Origin of the sequence: Streptomyces sp. NBC_00376 (assembly GCF_036077095.1) — a bacterium.
Lineage (GTDB): Bacteria > Actinomycetota > Actinomycetes > Streptomycetales > Streptomycetaceae > Streptomyces.
The window spans coordinates 1,605,504-1,624,425 of the sequence record NZ_CP107960.1 but is presented as its reverse complement, the minus strand read 5'-3'; the positions used below and the strand labels follow the sequence as shown (position 1 = coordinate 1,624,425).

General features: G+C 72.8%; 9 protein-coding genes. 5 read left to right on the top strand and 4 right to left on the bottom strand.

What is annotated here, in order from left to right; genetic code table 11:
• Window positions 1-48 precede the first annotated feature (48 nt).
• Together OG842_RS07380 and OG842_RS07375 are read left to right on the top strand one after the other, a co-directional pair.
• Window positions 49-10,977: a non-ribosomal peptide synthetase gene (locus OG842_RS07380; RefSeq protein ID WP_266728604.1), complete on the top strand. Its 10,929-nt coding sequence runs from the start codon at window positions 49-51 to the stop codon at window positions 10,975-10,977.
• Window positions 10,964-12,664 (top strand): ABC transporter ATP-binding protein, encoded by a 1,701-nt coding sequence (locus OG842_RS07375; RefSeq protein WP_266728603.1) that lies wholly within the window; start codon window positions 10,964-10,966, stop codon window positions 12,662-12,664. The genes OG842_RS07380 and OG842_RS07375 overlap by 14 nt, the downstream gene beginning before the upstream one ends.
• Window positions 12,665-12,684: 20 nt before the next feature.
• On the opposite strand, the gene OG842_RS07370 is transcribed toward OG842_RS07375, so the two are convergent.
• Window positions 12,685-13,800, bottom strand: a complete 1,116-nt coding sequence (locus OG842_RS07370; protein WP_266728602.1) for an alpha/beta hydrolase-fold protein — start codon at window positions 13,798-13,800, stop codon at window positions 12,685-12,687.
• 188 nt (window positions 13,801-13,988) lie between these two features.
• Between OG842_RS07370 and OG842_RS07365 the strand changes: the two genes are divergently transcribed.
• Together OG842_RS07365 and OG842_RS07360 are read left to right on the top strand one after the other, a co-directional pair.
• A complete protein-coding gene (locus OG842_RS07365; RefSeq protein ID WP_266728601.1) occupies window positions 13,989-14,198 on the top strand; it encodes an MbtH family protein in 210 nt (69 codons plus the stop codon).
• A gap of 10 nt (window positions 14,199-14,208) precedes the next feature.
• Window positions 14,209-14,733, top strand: a complete 525-nt coding sequence (locus tag OG842_RS07360) for a GNAT family N-acetyltransferase (protein ID WP_443063969.1) — start codon at window positions 14,209-14,211, stop codon at window positions 14,731-14,733.
• A 165-nt stretch (window positions 14,734-14,898) separates the two neighbouring features.
• Here OG842_RS07360 and argB read toward each other — a convergent pair whose 3' ends face one another.
• The 3 genes from argB to OG842_RS07345 form a co-directional block, all read right to left on the bottom strand.
• Entirely contained in the window at window positions 14,899-15,807 is a 909-nt protein-coding gene (argB, locus tag OG842_RS07355; protein ID WP_266728599.1) for an acetylglutamate kinase, read from the bottom strand.
• A 138-nt stretch (window positions 15,808-15,945) separates the two neighbouring features.
• Window positions 15,946-16,128 (bottom strand): hypothetical protein, encoded by a 183-nt coding sequence (locus tag OG842_RS07350; RefSeq protein ID WP_266728597.1) that lies wholly within the window; start codon window positions 16,126-16,128, stop codon window positions 15,946-15,948.
• Between the two features lie 141 nt (window positions 16,129-16,269).
• Window positions 16,270-17,253, bottom strand: coding sequence for a LuxR family transcriptional regulator (locus OG842_RS07345; protein ID WP_266728595.1), 984 nt, complete (start codon window positions 17,251-17,253; stop codon window positions 16,270-16,272).
• 227 nt (window positions 17,254-17,480) lie between these two features.
• Between OG842_RS07345 and OG842_RS07340 the strand changes: the two genes are divergently transcribed.
• The gene (locus OG842_RS07340) at window positions 17,481-18,893 is read left to right on the top strand and encodes an aminopeptidase P family protein (protein WP_266728593.1); all 1,413 of its coding nucleotides are present in this window, start codon (window positions 17,481-17,483) and stop codon (window positions 18,891-18,893) included.
• Window positions 18,894-18,922 lie beyond the last annotated feature (29 nt).

Sequence of the window (18,922 nt, the reverse complement as noted above, 5' to 3'; positions counted from 1 at the left end):
AGTTAGGTTAGGCTAACCTTCATGCCTCGGAAGGATGCTGAGTCTTCGATGACGGAACCGCGCGCTCCTCACGTGCTGCTCTCTCCCGCTCGCCTGGCCGGCGTACGCCGGCGGACCGGCGACTACGGCGACCGGACCATCGCCGGAGCGTGCGCCATAGGACTGGCGTACTGGGCGACCGGCCTCGGCCCCGAGGGCCTGGACCTCACCCCCGGTGCGCGGTTCACCGACGTACTCGGCTGGGTCGACAACGGCGGTGGCGGGAGCGCGGGTTGGGAGGCCGGCCCGGACGGCCGGACCATCACCGTCCCCGGCGGCGTCGCACCGTCCGACGCGCAGCTCGCCCTGGACGACCTGGCCGACTTCCCGGACCGGTCCATCGGCACCATCGGCCCGTCCGGCCCGGCGGCGAGGATCGAAGCCCTGGCCGAGTGGAACGACACCCGGGCCGACCGGGTCCGCCCGACCATCATGGAGATGTTCCGGGAGCAGGCGCGCAGCAGGCCGGACGCCGTCGCGATCACAGACGAACGCCGGTCGTTGACGTACCGTCAAGCGGATGAATATTCGAGCCAGTTGGCCAACCACCTGATCGAACGCGGACTCACCTCCGAACAGGTCGTCGGTATTTCGCTGGGCCGCTCGGCGGAGATGGTCATCGGGCTCCTCGCCGTGCTGCGGGCGAAGGGCGCGTTCGTGCCGCTCGATCCGCAGTGGCCCGCCGCGCGCCGCGCCGTCGTCGTCGAGGACGCCCGCGTCGTGCTCCAGCTCAACGACTCCGGCGAGCACGGAGCGGGTGAACCGGACGCCGTGGCCGTCGACCTCGACGACTGGCGGTTCGGCGACCAGCCCGTTCAGGGGCCGGACGCGAGCGTCCCGGGCACGGCCCTGGCGTACGTGATCTTCACGTCCGGTTCGACCGGACGGCCCAAGGGCGCCATGATCCGGCACGAGGCGATCAGCGAGCGCCTGCTGTGGCAGGTCGACGAGATCCTGGGCTTCGGCCACGACGACGCCTCGCTGTTCAAGGCGCCGCTGTCCTTCGACATCTCCATCAACGAGATCTTCCTGCCCCTGGTCTCCGGCGGTCGGCTGGTGATCCTGCGGCCCGGCGGCGAACGCGACCCGCACCACCTGCTGAGCGTGATCGCCGAGCACCGGGTCACCTTCACCTACCTGGTGTCGTCGATGCTGGACGTGCTGCTGGAGATCGCGGGCGACTCCGGCCGCCTGGACAGCCTGCGCCACGTGTGGTGCGGCGGCGAGGTGCTGACCCCCGAGCTGTACGAGCGGTTCCGCACCCGCCTCGACATCCCGCTGTACCACGGCTACGGCCCGGCCGAGACGACCATCGGTGTCTCCCACGTCATCTACCGGGGCGAGGCCGAACGCCTGTCGACCTCGATCGGGAAGGCCAACCCCAACACCCAGCTGTACGTGCTCGACGACGAGCTGCGCCCGGTCCCGGTCGGGGTCGGCGGCGAGCTGTACGCGGGCGGACTCCTCCTGGGACGTGGGTACGTCAACGCACCCGGCCTGACCGCCTCCCGGTTCGTGGCGAACCCCTTCGCCGACGACGGGTCCCGGCTGTACCGGACCGGTGACCTGGCCCGGTTCGCCCCGGACGGGTCGTTGGACTTCCTCGGCCGCGCCGACAACCAGATCAAGATCCGCGGCATGCGGCTGGAGACCGAGGACGTCGAGGCCGGCCTCGCGGAGCACCCCGGGGTACGGCACAGCTGCGTCGTCGCGAAGAAGAACGCGGCGGGCGGCACCTACCTGGTGGGGTACGTGATCCCGGCCGCCGGCCACGAGGACCTGCGGGCCGACGACGTCAGGGCGTGGGCCGTCGGGCACATGGTGGAGTACATGGTGCCCGCCCACCTCGTCGTGATGAAGGAGTTCCCGCTCACCGCGAACGGCAAGCTCGACCGGGGCGCCCTGCCGGAGCCCGTGATCGGCACCGGTCCCGTCGTGGCGCCCGCCACCGAGAACGAGCGGGTGGTGTGCGCGGCCGTCGCGTCGGTGCTGCGGCTGGAACAGGCCGGTACCGACCAGGACTTCTTCCGGCTCGGCGGCGACAGCATCCTGGCGATCTCGCTGCTCGGCGCGTTGCGGGAGGCCGGTCTCCACGTCACCGCGCGGCAGATCTTCACCCACAGCGTTCTCGGGGCACTGGCCGCGGTGGCGAGCCGTGAGGAGGTGTCCGCCGCGGACCACGGCGATGTCGCGACCGGCCTTGTCGTGGGATCGCCCATCGTGCAGTGGCTCGGCCGGACCACCGACGCCATCGACGGCTTCGTGCAGTCCGTCGTGCTCAACACACCGGCACAGCTGAGTGCCGAAGCGCTCGACGAGATCCTCGCCGCGGTGCTGGAGCGGCACGACATGCTGCGCGCCAGGCTGGTGCGCGGCGAGCGGTGGAGCTTCGACATCCCCGAGGCCGGACAGGCCGCCGCCGGGTGGCAGGAGTGCGACCGGCCACTGGCGGAGTGCGTGGAGCTCGCCACCGAGGGGCTCGACCCGGACCGCGGTGTGATGCTGCGCGCCGTGTGGCGCCGCGAGGCGCGGCAACTCGTCCTGGTCGCCCACCACGTCGTGATCGACGGCGTTTCCTGGCGGATCCTGATGGACGACCTGGCCACGGCATGGCAGCAGCACGCCTCCGGAAATCAGGTCCAACTCCCGCCCGTGGGAACGTCGTTCAGGCGCTGGACCCAGCTGCTGGAACGTACGTCCTTCGAAGCGGACCGCGCCCACTTCGAGCGGCCGCTGCCGGGAACGGACACGCCGCTGGGCAGGCGCCCCCTGGCCGAGTCCGACACGGTCGCCCGGGAACGCACGCGGACCGTCGACATCGGGCCCGAGGACACGGCCGCGCTGCTCGGCACCGTTCCCGCGAGGTTCCACGCGGGCGTCAACGACGTACTGCTGACCGCGCTGGCCGTCACCCTCGCCCGGTGGCGCCGCGACCGGGGCCAGGACCAGACCTTCGCCCACATCGAACTGGAGGGACACGGCCGCGAGGGACGCTTCGTGGCGGACGCGGCCGGCTTCGATCCGGAACTCTCGCGGACCGTGGGCTGGTTCACCACGCTGTTCCCGGTGACCGTGGACCCCGGCACGGCGGCCGACCTCACCGCCCCCGCGTACCTGGCCGCCGCCCTCAAGGCGGTCAAGGAGGACCTCGCCCGGGTGCCCGGCAACGGCCTCCCCTACGGCGTCCTGCGCCACCTCACCGAGTCAGGGTCGGCCACCCCCGCACCCCAGGTGCTCTTCAACTACCTGGGCCGATTCGACGCGGGCAGCGGCGGCGACTGGCAACTCGCGGGAACCACGGGACAGTTGGGCGAGAAGCGCGACCCGAGGATGCGCCTGCCGCGCGCCCTGGAGTTCAACGCGATCGCCGAACCCGACGCGAGCGGCGAGTACCGGCTGGTCACCACCCTCTCCTGGCCCGAGGGGATGTTCACCGACGAGGACATCACCACCCTCAGCCAGTACTTCCGGTCCGCCCTGACCGCCCTGGCCGCGCTCGAAGAGGGCGGCCACACCCCCAGCGACTTCCCGCTGGTACGGCTCACCCAGGCCGACGTCGACGACCTGGACGGCCCGGCGCTGCTCGACGTCCTGCCGTTGACACCGCTGCAGGAGGGCCTGTACTTCCACTCGGTCTTCGACGACGAAGCCACGGGCAGCTACGTCGAACAGCAGCTGCTGACCCTGGACGGCGACGTGGACGCCGACCGGCTCGCGACGGCGGCCACCCGGCTGCTCACGCTGTACCCCAACCTGGCGGCCCGGTTCACCGCGCTCGCCGACGGCCGGGTCGTCTCCGTACTCGAAAGCGGCACGGCGGCGCCCTTCACCACGCTGGACCGCCCCCACCTCACCGACGAGGAGATCCGCGAGCACGCCGAACGCGACCGTCGCGCCGGATTCGACCTGGCCACCGGACCGTTGATGCGCTACACGCTCATCCGCGCCGGCTCCGGGCGCGAGGTACTGGTGCAGACCGTGCACCACATCATCGCCGACGGCTGGTCCGTCCCGCCGATGCTCCGCACGCTGCTGGCCGAGTACCACGCGCCGGGGACCGTGTACCCGCTCGGCGGCTACCGCGACTACGTGAGCCGGCTCGCCGGACGCGACCAGGACGAGAGCGAGCGGGTGTGGCGCGGCGAACTCGCCGGTCTGGCCGGCCCCTCGCTGGTCGCCGAAGGGCACACCCCCTCCGAACGGTTCGCCGACATCGCCGTCGAGGCCGCCGAAGACCTCGACGGGGCCGTCCGGTCGGCCGGAGTGCCCCTGAGCGTGGCCGTGCACAGCGCGTGGGCGGTGACACTGGGCGGCATCCTGCACCGCAGCGACGTAGTCCTCGGATCCACCGTCTCGGGCCGTGACGCCGAGGTGCCCGGCATCGGGGACATGGTGGGCCTGTTCATCAACACCATCCCCGTGCGGGCCAGGTGGACCGGAGACACCACGGCACGCGAGCTGCTCGCCGCGGTGAAGGAACACCAGAGCGCGGTGCTGGCGCACCAGCACGTCTCGCTGGCCGGGATCGCCCGCCAGGCGGGCACCGGCCCCTTGTTCGACACGCTGGTGGTCTTCGACGTCGCGACGGACGTGGACGCACTGCGCGGGCCCGACGACACCCTGACCATCACCGGCATCGTCAACGAGGGTGCCCCGCACTACCCGTTGACGCTGGTGGCGGAGCGCACCCCCGACGGCCGGCCGCGCTTCAACCTGATCTACGACGGGGAGCTGGTGCGCGAGGCGGGCGCCGAGGCGATCCTGCGCACCTTCACCGAGACCCTCACCTCCCTGCTGAACCGCCCGGACGCCCTCGTCGGCGAACCGGCCCCGGACTCCGCCCGCCGCCCGGAGCCGGTCTCCCCGGCGACCCTGGGTGAGCTGTTCGACACCGCCGCGCGCCGTCACCCGGCGGCCACCGCCGTCACCCAGTGCGCCCTGGACGGCGCCACCCGGTCCCTGACCTACGGCGAACTGGCCGAAGTGAAAAGCGAGTTGGCCTCGGTCCTGCGCGCCGCCGGAGTCGGCCCCGGCAAGCGGGTCGCCGTCGCCGTGCCGCGCTCCGTGGAGCAGGTCGTCGCCCTGGTCGCGGTCGTCAGCGCGGGCGGCGCGTACGTGCCGCTGGACCTGGCGTACCCGGACGAGCGGCTGGAGTACATCCTCGCCGACGCCGCCCCGCAGGTCGTGCTCGTGGACCGGGACCAGCGGGACCGCTTCACCCGGCTGCTGGTCCGGGCGGGTGTTCAGGCCCGGGTGCTCGTCCAGGGGGACGAGCTGCCGCGCGACACCACCGAACCCGGCACCGTCCGGAACGACCCCGCGTACGTGATCTACACCTCCGGCTCGACCGGACGGCCCAAGGGCGTCGTCGTCCCGCACTCCGCCGTGCTGACGCTCCTCGCGAACACGGGGCCCGGCATGGAGTTCGGCCCGCACGACGTATGGGTCCAGTTCCACTCCTTCTCCTTCGACTTCGCGGTCTGGGAGCTGTGGGGCGCACTGGCGCACGGCGCGGAGCTGCTGCTGCCGGAGTACGCGCTGACCCGCTCCCCGGTCGACTTCCACCGGCTGGTCCGCGAGCGCGGGGTGACCGTGCTCAACCAGACCCCGTCGGCGGTCTACCAGTTCATCGAGGCCGACCGGCACGCCGGCGCACCCGTCACCGCGCTGCGCCGGATCATCTTCGGGGGCGAGGCGCTGGACCTCGGGCGGCTGCGCGGCTGGGTCGAGCGGCACGGCACCGAAGCGCCCGAGCTGGTCAACATGTACGGCATCACCGAGACCACCGTCCATGTCACCCACCGGGTGCTGACCGACGAGGACTTCGCCGACGGCGGCGAAGCCAGCCCGATCGGCGGCCCGATCCCCGGCCTGGTCGTCCATCTGCTCGACGACATGCTCCGGCCGGTGCCGCCGGGCCGGGTGGGCGCCATCTACGTCGCCGGGGACCAGGTGTCGCTCGGCTACCTCGGTCGGCCGGGGCTCACCGCGGGCCGGTTCGTGGCGAACCCGTTCGCATCCGACGGCTCCCGCATGTACCACACGGGCGACCTGGCCCGCCGCACGCTGAGCGGGGAGCTGGAGTTCGCCGGCCGGGCCGACGACCAGGTACAGCTCAAGGGGTTCCGGATCGAGCTCGGCGAAGTGGAGTCCGCCGTGCGGGAACTCGACGGCGTCGTCGATGCGGCCGTCACCGTGGCGGACGGCGGCGACCACCTCGTCGCGCACGTCGTGGGCCGGGCGCCCCATGACCTCACCGGCCTGCTCGCCGCCAAGCTGCCCGCGCACATGGTGCCGGGCCGGGTGCTGCCGGTCGACGCCCTGCCGCTGACGGTCAACGGCAAGCTGGACCGCGCGGCCCTGGCCGAACGCGCCGCCGAGGACGGGGCGGCGGTTGCCGCGCGGGGCACCGGCCCGGTGGCCACTGCGGACACCACCCCGGTGGCCGCGAGCGACTCCGTACTGACCGCACTGGTCGGCATCTTCGCCGAGACGCTGCCCGGAGTCGCCGTGGACGCCGACACCGACTTCTTCGGCGCCGGAGGCGACAGCATCGTCGCCATCACCGTGATCAACCGGGCCAGGGCGCTCGGCCTGCCGATCGCACCCCGGGATGTGTTCCTGCTGAAGACCCCGCGCGCCCTCGCCGGCCACCTGGGCACGCGCACCCCGCAGGCGGTGGCGTCCGCGCCGTCCCGACGCGAGGACGGCCCGCTGCCGGCCACCCCGATCATCCTGCGCCGGCGCGAACTGGGCGGATCGCTCGCCCGGTTCGTCCAGGCCCGGGCGGTGGCGGTGGCCGAGGGCATCGGCCTCGCCGACATCCGGCGCGCCGCGAACGCCGTCGTCGCCGCGCACCCGGTGCTCCGGCTCCGGCTGAGCACCGGGCACGGTGTCTGGGCGCTGCGCACCGAACCCGCCCGCGAGGTCACCGTCGTACCGTCGGACGCCGCCGACGCGACGGCCGCGGCGGACGAGGCGGCCGGCCGGCTCGATCCCGGAGCCGGGGACGTCATCGCGTTCTCCTGGCTGCCGGCTTGCCGGACCCTGGTCGTCACCGTGCACCACCTCGCCGTGGACGCGGTGTCCTGGCTGATCCTCCTCGACGACCTGGCCGCCGCGACGAGCGGTACGCCCCTGGCTCCGCCGACCACGTCGTACGCCGAGTACGCCGAGGCGCTGGCGGTGCGCTCCGCCCAGGAGACCGACGGCCTCGGCCGCTGGATCACCACGCTCGCGGCGCCCGCGCCGCTGCCCGTGGCCCGGGGCCTGCGCGATACCACGGTCGTACTCGCCCCCGAGGCGAGCGACCTCGTGACCCGCACCGCCCCCGCCGCACTCGGCGTGGGCCTCACCGAACTGCTCTGCGGCGCGTTGCGCACCGCGCTGACCCGCGTCCAGCCCACCCCCACCGATCTCGCGATCGACCTGGAGCGGCACGGCCGGGTCCCGGCCCTGGAGCACCACGACTACTCCCGTACCGTCGGCTGGTTCACCGCCATCGCACCGGTGCGGCTCACCGCGCACACCGACCCCGTCGCGGCGGCGCGCGAGGTCGCCGAACGCCAGCCGGACGAGTCCGGGCACGTCGCCTACGGCCGGCTCAGGTACCTCAACCCGCAGACGGCCCCGCTGCTGACCGCCCGCCCGCAGGTGCTGTTCAACTACCTCGGCCGGGGCGGCGAGTCCCAGGCCCTGCGCCTCAGCGGCGGCGAACACGACAGCCCGTACGCCGTCGAGGTCAACGCCTGGACCGACGACACCACCGGAAGCCTGCACGCGCAGTTCACCCTCGCCGAGGGCGTGCCCGACGAGATCGCCGGGCACTGGATCGGCGCACTGGAGCACATCGCGGACGCCTCCGCGACTGCCGAGCGCACGGCACCGGTCACCCCGCTCCAACGGGGCCTGTTCTTCCAGGCCCAGATGGCGGGCACGGCCGGACACTACGTCGCACAGAGCTGGTTCACCTTCGGCCGGCGCCTGGACGCCGACGCGCTGGCCGAGGCGATGGCGTACGTGATCGCGCGCCACCCGGTCGTGGGCGCCGGCTTCACCACCGACGACGACGGAAACCCGGTCCAGGTCCTCGGCGCGGGCCGCCGGGTCGACGTCCGTACGGTCACCGCGACGAACGAGACGGAAGCCGAGGAACTGCGCACCCGGGACCGCGAGTCGGGCTTCGACCCGGGCGAGCCGCCGCTGATCCGGCTGACCGTGGTGCGGCTGCCCGACGGCCGGGACGGCCTGCTGCTCAGCTACCACCTGCTGCTCTGGGACGGCTGGTCCCGCGAAATCGTGCTGCGGGAACTGTTCGAGGCGTACGAGGCCGTCCTGGCGGGCGAACCGCCGGTCCCGGCCCCCGCCGTGCCGGGCTTCGAGGAGTACGCCCGGACGCTCGCCGCCAAGGACCCGGAGGCGGCGAACCGCTTCTGGGCGGAGCACCTGGCGGGCCTGCCCGGTCCGACGCTGCTCGCCGGCCCCGCCCCGGTCCTCTCCGACGAACTGCCGCACTCCCTCACGCACACGATGTCCGCCGAACTCTCCGACCTGCTGCGGGAAGCGGCCAGGGCACACGGCGTCACCCTGAACTCGGTGCTGACCGGTGCCTTCGGCCTGCTGCTCGGCGCCCGCACGGGCCGCGCCGACGCGGTGTTCGGGGTGACCGTCTCGGGCCGGGAGGGCGAGGGCCACGACGGCATCGTCGGTGTGCTGCTCAACACGGTGCCCATGTGGACCCGGGCCCGGCCCGACGACACGGTCGGCGGGTACCTGTCGGCCGTACAGGCGGCCCGGGTCGAGGCGATGGACCACGAGCACCTGGGGCTCGGCGAGATCCAGCGGGCCGCCGGCCACGACGCCCTGTTCGACAACCTGTTCGTGCTCCAGAACTTCCTGGACCTGGACGCGTTCGCCGAGATGAACACCCGGCACGGCATCACCTCCGTACGGGCCGACGACTCCACGCACTACCCGTTCACCTGGGTCGTCACGCCCGGCGACCGGTTCACGGTCAAGCTGGAGCACCGCGACGGCGACCTCGTGGGCGCCCGCCGCCTCCTCGACGACTACCTCCGCGTACTGGAGGACCTCGCCCGGTCGACGGGGCAGGTCGGCGCCCTGCCGGGGCTCGCCCCGGACCCCGGGCCCGCCGGACGCACCGACATCGGCACGGACACCGTCGTCGACCGCTTCGACCGGGCGGCGGACCGCGATCCCGGACGGCTCGCGCTCGTCGCCCACGGATCGACCATGACCTTCGCTCAACTCCGGGACCGCAGCCGGACGTTGGCGGGTGTGCTCGCCCGGCGCGGCATCGGCCCCGAGACGGCCGTCGGCCTCGCTCTCCCGCGTTCCCTCGACTCGATCGTGGCGCTCTTCGCCGTACTGCGCGTCGGCGCCGCCTACGTACCGCTGGAACTGGACCACCCGGACGAGCGGATCGCGGCGATCGTCGCGGACGCCCGGCCCGAGGTGATCCTCACCGTCAGCGCCGTGTCGCACCGGCTGAGCGGCGAGCTCATCGAGCTGGACCGCCCGCTGCCCGAGGCCGAACCGTACGTGACGTTCGCGCCGGACGACCCGGACCGGCTGCGCCACCCCGCATACACGATCTACACCTCCGGCTCGACCGGGAAGCCCAAGGGTGTGGTGACCGAGTACGCCGGGCTCACCAACATGCTGATCAACCACCAGCGGCGGATCTTCGAACCGGTCCTCGCCGACCACGGCCACCGGGTCTTCCGCATCGCGCACACCGTGTCGTTCGCGTTCGACATGTCGTGGGAGGAACTGCTGTGGCTCGCCGACGGCCACGAGGTCCACATCTGCGACGAGGAACTGCGCCGCGACGCCCCCCGGTTGGTCGAGTACTGCGGTGAGCACGCGATCGACGTCATCAACGTGACCCCGACCTACGCCCAGCAACTGGTGGCCGAGGGTCTGCTCGACGACCCGGGACGGCGGCCGGCGCTGGTGCTGCTGGGCGGCGAGGCCGTCACCCCGACGCTCTGGCAGCGGCTCGCCGAGACGGAGGGAACGGCCGGCTACAACCTGTACGGGCCCACCGAGTACACCATCAACACCCTCGGCGTCGGCACCTTCGAGTGCCAGGACCCGGTGGTGGGCGTGGCGATCGACAACACCGAGGTGTACGTACTGGACCCGTGGCTGCGCCCGCTGCCCGACTCGGTCCCCGGCGAGCTGTACGTATCGGGCATCGGCATCGCCCGCGGCTACCTCGGGCAGAGCGCCCAGACCGCCCACCGCTTCGTCGCCTGCCCGTTCGGCGCGCCCGGCGAGCGCATGTACCGCACCGGGGACCTGGTGATCCGCCGGCCCGACGGGAACCTGACGTACCTGGGCCGCACCGACCAGCAGGTCAAGATCCGCGGACACCGGGTCGAACTGGGCGAGGTCGAGGCCGTGTTCCAGGCGCACCCGGCGGTGCGGTTCGCCGCCGCGGTGGCCCAGCCCGACCCGCAGGTCGACGGCGCGTACCGGCTGGCCGCCTATCTCGTACTGGACGGCGCCGACCTGGCGCAGGTCGCCGGCGAGGTGGGCGCCGGCCTGCCGGACTTCCTGCGCCCGACGCACTACGCCCGGGTCGACGGCATCCCGCTGACCGTGAACGGGAAGGCCGACACCAAGGCGCTGCCGGAGGCCAGGCCGCTCGGCGCGCTGACCACGGCGGGCGAACGCGGCCCGGCGACCGGGACCGAGACCGTGGTGTGCGAGTACTTCGCCGAGGCACTCGACCTGGACGACGACGAGGTGAGCGCGGTGAGCGACTTCGTGTCCCTCGGCGGTCACTCCATGCTGGCGGTGCGGCTGACCGGGCTGCTCCGCCGCGAGTACGGCCCTGTGATCACGATCCGTGATCTGTTCACCCTGCGAACCCCCGAAGCGATTGCGCGCCACCTCGATGACAACTCCTGACACGCAGCGCCCCCGGCCGGGGGCCCGGATCCTGCGGACCGCGCTCGGCCGCAACGTCGGCGCCATGGTCCGGGGCACCGTCCTCATGGGCCTGTACCAGGCGGGGGAGACGGCCTTCCCCATCGCGCTCGGCCTGATCGTCGAGCACACCATGCAGGACCGGAGCCCGGCCGCGCTCGGCCTGTCGATCGGCGCGCTGGCCGTGATCATCACGACGGTCTCGCTGTCGTGGCGGTTCGGGATGCGCGTCCTGCAGAAGGCCAACACGACCGAGGCGCACCGCTGGCGGGTGCAGGTGGCCGCCTGCGGGCTCCAGCCGGTGGCCAGGGACATCGACCTGAAGTCCGGCGAGGTGCTGACCATCGCCACCGAGGACGCCGACCAGACCGCCGACATCATCGAGGTGGTGCCGCTGCTGATCAGCTCCCTGGTCGCGGTGGTGGTCGCGGCGCTCGCGCTGGGTCTGGCCGACATCCGGCTCGGCCTGCTGGTGATCGTGGGGACCGTCGCGATCCTCTCCATCCTCGCCGTGATGTCCAAGCGGATCGGCGCCAGCACCCGTGAACAGCAGGCCCGGGTGGCGCGGGCGGGCGCGAAGGTCGCCGACCTGATCACCGGCCTGCGCCCGCTGCACGGCTTCGGCGGCAACCACGCGGCGTTCGGCTCCTACCGGAAGGTCAGCAGGGACGCGCGGCACCAGGCGATCACCGTCGCCAGGGTGAACGGCGCGTACGCGGGCACCGCACTGGCCCTCAACGCGGTGCTCGCCGCCGCAGTGTCACTGACGGCGGGCTGGCTGGCGTTCGACGGCCGGATCACCATCGGGGAACTCGTCATGGCGGTGGGCCTCGCGCAGTTCATCATCGAACCGCTCAAGATGTTCTCGGAGATGCCCAAGTACGTGATGATGGCGCGTGCCTCGGCCGAGCGGATGGCACTGGTCCTGACCGCGCAGCCGGTGACGGCTCCCGGGACGCGACGCCCAGTGGCGGGCGGCGGCCTGGCGGTGGACGGCGTCCGGTACGGGGCGCTGCGCGGGCTGGAGTTCGAGGTGGCCGCCGGGGAGTTCGTGGCGATCGCCGCGTACCGGCCGCGCGCGGCGGCCGACCTCGCCTCGCTCCTCGCGGTGAGGGTCGCGCCCGAGGCGTACGGGGGAGTGGTGCGGGTCGGCGGACAGGCGCTGGCGGACCTGTCGGTCGAGGCGGTCCGCGAGCACATGCTGGTGAACCCGTACGACGGGGAGATCTTCGCGGGCACGCTCCGCACGAACATCGACCCGTCGGGAACGAGCCGGACGATCGCCGAGGCCGTCGAGGCGTCCATGCTGACCGATGTCGTCGCCCTCCACCGCGACGGGCTCGACTACGCGGTCCGCGACCGCGGGGCGAACCTCTCCGGGGGCCAGCGGCAGCGGCTGTCCCTGGCCCGCGCCCTGGCCGCCGACTCCGAAGTGCTGGTCCTGCACAACCCGACGACGGCGGTGGACGCGGTCACCGAGCAGCTCATCGCCCGCAACGTCGCGAAGCTGCGCCGGGGCCGCACCACGGTCGTGATCACCAGCAGTCCGGCCCTCCTGGACGCCGCCGACCGGGTGCTCGTCCTGGACGACGGCGTCATCACCGCCCAGGACACCCACCGCAACCTCCTGGCCGGCGACGAGAACTACTGCCTGGCCGTGGCCCGTTGAGAAGCCGGGCCGGGGGCCTTTCAGAGCAGGGCCCAGGCGACGTCCCTGAGCAGGGCGTGGCGCCAGCCCGCCCGGTCGTGATCCGAGGCCGACCGCGACACCCGTACCGTCGCGCCGGCCTGTTCGGTCAGCGCCTCGGTCAGCTCGCAGTGCGGCAGCATCCGCGTCTCGTGCTCCCCGACATCGAACGCGCAGCGCAGACCGGACAGGTCGGGGCGGCGCCGCAGCCGCGCGGCGACGGCGCCGCCGACCGGACCGCCCAACGGGTCCGGCAGGTCCTCGGCCCCCGGCGACCACCAGAAGGACGGTGACTGGCAGGCGACCCGCGAGACCAGGTCCGGGAACTCCAGCGCCGCGTACAGCGCGCTCAGCCCGCCCAGGCTCTGCCCCGCGACCACCAGCCGGCCGGGGTCGGCGGGCACGCCGGACTCCGCGACCAGCGGCAGGAGTTCGTCCCGGACCGCCTCCCACAGCTCGGGCCTGCACCCGAACTCGGCCTGCCGGTCCTTGGCCGGAAGGAAGACCAGGGTGACGGGCGGGATCTCGCCGCAGGCGGCGGCCGAGTCGAACGCGGTCATCGCCGGGTGCAGATGCAGCCAGTCGTCCCCGTCGAGCAGCAGGACCACCGGCCCGCCGCCGCCCACCGGGTGGACGCGCACGGTGCGCCGCCCGCCGAGCCGCTCGCTCGCCCAGCGGATCCGGGTGCGGGGGAGCGGCAGCACGTCGTCGGCGCCGACAACGGGCCAGTGCGGCTGGTCCGGGGCGTCCGGCGTCGCGGCGATGGACCGGTCGGCGCTCGCACCGACCGGGTTGAACGGATCTGCACAGGCCGCGCCGCCCGCGATGAACCGGTAGGTCACCCGCAGCCGCGCGGGCATGCGCACTTCGGCGTACCAGCAGTCGGTATCGGCCCACCGGCGCAGGGGGATCGGCTGCGACCAGCTCTCGAAGTCGATCAGCGCCTCGGACCCGCGCCACAGGAACAGGGTCCGCCAGCCGCCGTCACCGGCAGGTACGGGCACCGGTGTCCGTACCGCCGCCCAGAACTCGTCGGTGCCGGGCCTGCCGTGCAGTCCGAACCCGGCGAAGGCGTTGCCCCCGTCCTCGTCGCGGACCCGCTCGGTCACCGGGCGCATCGGCATCTCCTTCGCATCGGCATCTCCTTGTGAGAGGGAAGGGGAAGAGGTTAGGCTCACCTTGTATTAGGTGAGCCTAACCTAATAACTCTGCTCGCTTCAGCTCCGATCCCACCCGCACCCGCGCCCTGACGCACACTCACGACGCCGCCGTCACCGGCCCGTCGGCCCCGAGGAGGCACCGACACATGAGCACCAACCCCTTCGACGACCCCGAAGGCCGCTTCCTGGTCCTGGTGAACGACGAGGGACAGCACTCGCTCTGGCCGTCCTTCGCGGAGGTACCCGGCGGATGGACGATCGCCCTCGACGAGAACGGCCGCGAGGCCTGCCTGGACTACATCGAGACCCACTGGACCGACCTGCGCCCCCGGTCCCTCGCGGCGGCCACCGACTGACCCCGAAGTCTTGATCACTGCCACGCCGCGCCCGGCTCCTCCGCTGCCGCCCGCGCCCTTTGCGCCGACACACTCCGTGCGCCCCGCCCACCCCCAGGACGCCGCCGCACTCGCCGGACTGTCCCGGCCCTTCGTGCGCTCGGGGTCGCTGCGGGAGCGGCCCGCCTCGCTCTACGCCGCCCGCGCGGCCGACTTCCTCGTGGCGCAGGCTCCCGGATCCCCGCTCGAAGGCTGCGTCGGCCTGCGGGTGTACCCGCCGGGTCCGGGGGAGGGCCGCGGGTCCGTGGGCGTCGTGTACAACTTCTGCGTCGCCGCGCACCGGCAGGGGTGCGGCGTGGGAGCCGGGCTCCTGCGCGCTCTGCTGGCCACGGCGCGCGCCCGGTCGCTGGACGCCCTGTTCACGGCGACGACCGGCGGTGGTGACCTGTTCCTCCGCCACGGCTTCGCGACCACGACCGCGCGTCCGGCGCCCTCGTCCTGGGTGGAGTCCCTGGACCCACGGCGCGACGCACGGATCCTCGCGAAGATCCTCTGACCACCTCTCGCGCATGCGCAGCGATGGCGGCCCCTCGCGCATGCGCAGCGATGGCGGCCCCTCGCGCAGGTGCACCGATGGCGGCCCCTCCTGCATGTGCGCCGATGGCCGCCCCGGACCGGCGTCCGGGGCGGCCATCGGCCGTTCCGAGGGTGTCCGACGCGGTCAGACGGTGCCGCTGCCGTGCTCCGGGCCGTCGCCGGGAACCACGGTGGTGCCGGGGCCGGGCCCGCCGAGGACACCGTGGAGCACGGCGTGCGGCACGCGGCCGTCGAGCACCTGCGCCCGGCCCACGCCGCCGCGGACGGCCCGCAGGCAGCCCTCCATCTTCGGCAGCATCCCGCCGGCCAGCCCCGGCAGCAGCCCGTCCAGCGCGTCGGCGGTCAACCGGCCGATCACCTCGGTGCTGTGCGGCCAGTCCGCGTACAGCCCCGCCACATCGGTGAGCATCACCAGCCGCTCGGCATCGAGCGCCACGGCGAGGGCGGACGCCGCGAGGTCGGCGTTGACGTTGTAGACCTGTCCGTCCTCGCCGCGTGCCACGGGGGAGACCACCGGGATGTGCCCCTGCTCCAGGAGCGCGCCCACCATGCCCGGGTTCACGTCCACGATGTCACCGACGAGACCGATGTCCACCACCCGGCCGTCCACCCGGGCCGGCCGCCGTACCGCCGTCATGGTGTGCGCGTCCTCGCCCGTCATGCCGACGGCGAAGGGCCCATGGGCGTTGATGTGGCCGACCAGCTCCCGCTGGACCCGGCCGCTCAGCACCATGCGCACCACCTCCATGGTCTCCGGGGTGGTCACTCGCAGCCCCGCCTCGAAACGGGTCTCCAGGCCGAGGCGGTCGAGCATCGAGCTGATCTGCGGCCCGCCCCCGTGCACGACGACCGGGCGCAGTCCCGTGCGCCACAGCTCCACGATGTCGCGGGCGAACGTCCGTTGCAGTTCCGGGTCCACCATGGCGTTGCCGCCGAACTTGACGACGACCGTTCCGCCGCGCGGTTCCTCCGGCCGGCGAAGCGGCCTGGCGGACGGATGCGCATCCGCGCCCTCCGTGACGACCGGTCCCATGTCTGCCCCCACCCTGGTCGTTCGTCCGAGTCACCCCTGACGCCTATTTAGCTTAGCCTAACCTAAACAGACGTCAGGGGTGTGCGGGCGCGGGCCGGTGGAGTCCTGCAACTCGCGGCAGAGCAGGGCGTCGGGCGTCTACCCCTTGGTCCACGCGCCGGTGAAGGCGATGCCCGCCGCGTACTCGTCGGTGACGAGGGAGGTGCCGGTCGTCGCGGCCGCGGTGCCGGTGTCCCGCGCGGGGGAGCCGACGGCCGGTGCCGCCTGTGCCGAGGCCGGCAGCCCCGCGGCCGGTATGGCCCCGGGGAGGATTCTCTTCATGGTGTCCTTCAGCGGTCCGGGGTCACGCCGCCGGCTCGGGGCAGCTGGGCGGGGCGGACACGCTGAGGAATGTCGGCCGATGGCTGCAAGTGGCGTTCCCCGGAGGCCTGTTGGAAACACATCGCCAAGGTGTCGACGAATTCACAGCCATCCGTTGCGCTGCGCCTGCAAGGCCATCTGGAAGCGGTTCGCGGCGCCCAGCCGGGCCATCAGGACCTGGAGGCGGCGGAAGAGCGTGCGGCGGCTGATGCCCAGTTCCCGGGCGATCACGTCGTCGCCGGCGCCTCCGGCGAGGAGCCACAGCAGACGGCGGTCGGCGGGTTGCAGGCCGCCCGGGCGAGTGGTGCGGCCGTGGAACGGCAGCGCGTTGTGCCAGGACTGCTCGAACAGCGCCATGAGTGCGGAGAGCAGCCCGCACGGCTGCACGATCAGCATGGTGTTGTGTACGTCCGCCTCCTGGATCGACAGGGACACCAGTGCGTACGCCTCGTCGATGATCATGAGCTTGACCGGCACCGACGGCAGCACCCGGGCCTGCTCGCCGGCCCTGATGCACGGCTCGATGGCATCCTTCAGGCGGCCCGGATGCTCCAGCGACTCCCGCGAGTACACGACCCGCTGCGTCACGCCCCTGGCGAGGGTGGCCAGCGCGTCGTCCGTGGCTCCGGGCAGGGGGAAGTACGGCGGTGACTCCAACTGCCGGATCTGCTCGCGGGCGCTCGCCCAGGCCTGACGCATCCGGGGGCCGATGGCCTCGCCGGTGACGACCTCCACGAGATCGTCGTTGTACGCGGCGAGCCGCTGCCGCCGGAACGACTCGAACGCGCCCCCGACGGTGATGCGCGACTCCTCGACCTCGGCCGCACGGTGCCGGGCGAGGATCTCCAGCCCGGCGGCCGGCGGAACCGGGGCCACCACGTCCCCGCCCTCCTCGGCGGCACTGGCCAGACCGGCATCGACCAGTGCCCCGTACGCGGCGGCCAGGTCCGCACCGTCCAGACCGGCCGCTTCTGCGATCGCACTCAGCGGGGCGGGGGCCAGTTCGAGCAGTGCCGGATAGACCCGGCTCGCCTCGTGACCGATGCCCAGCAGCCGAAGCGCCTCGCCGAGTCTCGCGTTCGTCATGTGCCCCATTATCGACGCCTCCGGCCGGCGGATGTGGCCGATCCGTGCCAGTGGCACTCCTCGGCACCATACGTGCGCGGCGCGGGTTACCGTCCTGGAGCCGCCGACGACCGGCGGCGGCGAGGGCGCCGGGCGCCACCGCGAGCAGGGCCGTCCGTACGGCCGCGCTCCACCCCTCGCAGGCGAGGAACCCGCACGAGGAACCCATCGAAAGGAAGGCGTACGCCGTGGCCAAGGGGCGAAAGAACGGTCTCTACTCAGGGATCTCCGAGGAACTGTCCGCTCTGATGCGGACGGGCTGGGCGGACACCGAGCGGCACGACCTGCAGCTCGACGAGCAGGCCCCGTACGCGGCCCGCCGCCGCACCGCGCTCTCCGCGCGCTTCCCGGGCGAGCGCCTCGTGATCCCCTCCGGGAACCTCAAGACCCGTTCGAACGACGACACCTACCCGTTCCGCCCGTACACGGGTTACGTGCACATGACCGGGGACCAGGCCCGGGACGGTGCTCTCGTCCTCGAACCCCGCGCGGACGGAGGCCATGACGCCTACTGCTACCAGCTGCCGCGGGACAGCAGGAACAACGACGAGTTCTGGACGGGCTCCACGGCCGAGCTGTGGATGGGCAGGCGCCGCTCCCTGGCCGAGTCGGAGCTGGTGCTCGGCCTGCCCTGCCGGGACGTCCGCACGGCGGCCGCCGACCTCGCCGCCGCCTCCGGTGCGCCGACCCGCATCGTCCGGGGCATCGACCCGTCCCTGGAGGGCGCCGTCACGACCGACGAGGAGCGCGACGCCGAACTCGAAGAGGCGCTCAGCGACCTCCGCCTCGTCAAGGACGACTGGGAGATCGGCGAGCTCCGCAAGGCCGTCGACTCCACGGTACGGGGATTCACCGACGCGATCGGTGAGCTCTCCGGCGCGATAGAGACGTCCGAGCGGTGGATCGAGGGCACCTTCTTCCGCCGCGCCCGCCTCGAGGGCAACGCGGTCGGCTACGGCTCGATCTGCGCCGCGGGCGAGCACGCCACGATCATGCACTGGACGGACAACGACGGTCCGGTGCGCCCGGGAGAGCTGCTCCTGTTCGACGCGGGCGTGGAGACGCGCACCCTCTACACCGCCGACGTCACCCGCACCCTGCCGATCAGCGGCACCTTCACTCCTCTGCAGCGCAAGGTCTACGACGCGGTGTACGAGGCCCAGGAGGCCGGCATGGCGGCTGTCAAGCCGGGCGCCGCGTACCGGGACTTCCACGAGGCCTCCCAGCGCCACCTGGCGGTACGACTGGTCGAGTGGGGCTTCATCGAGGGCCCCGCCGACCGCGCGTACGAGCTCGGCCTCCAGCGCCGCTTCACGATGGCCGGCACCGGCCACATGCTCGGCCTGGACGTCCACGACTGCGCGCATGCCCGCAACGAGGAGTACGTCGAGGGCGTGCTGGAGCCGGGCATGGTGCTCACCGTCGAGCCCGGCCTGTACTTCCAGCCGGACGACCTCACCGTGCCCGAGGAGTGGCGCGGCATCGGCGTCCGGATCGAGGACGACCTGGTCGTCACCGAGGACGGCAACGAGAACCTGTCGGCCGGACTGCCCAGGTCGGCGGACGAGGTCGAGGAGTGGATGGCCCGGATCGCGGGCTGAAACGGTCGGGGCGGTGAACGCGTGAGCCG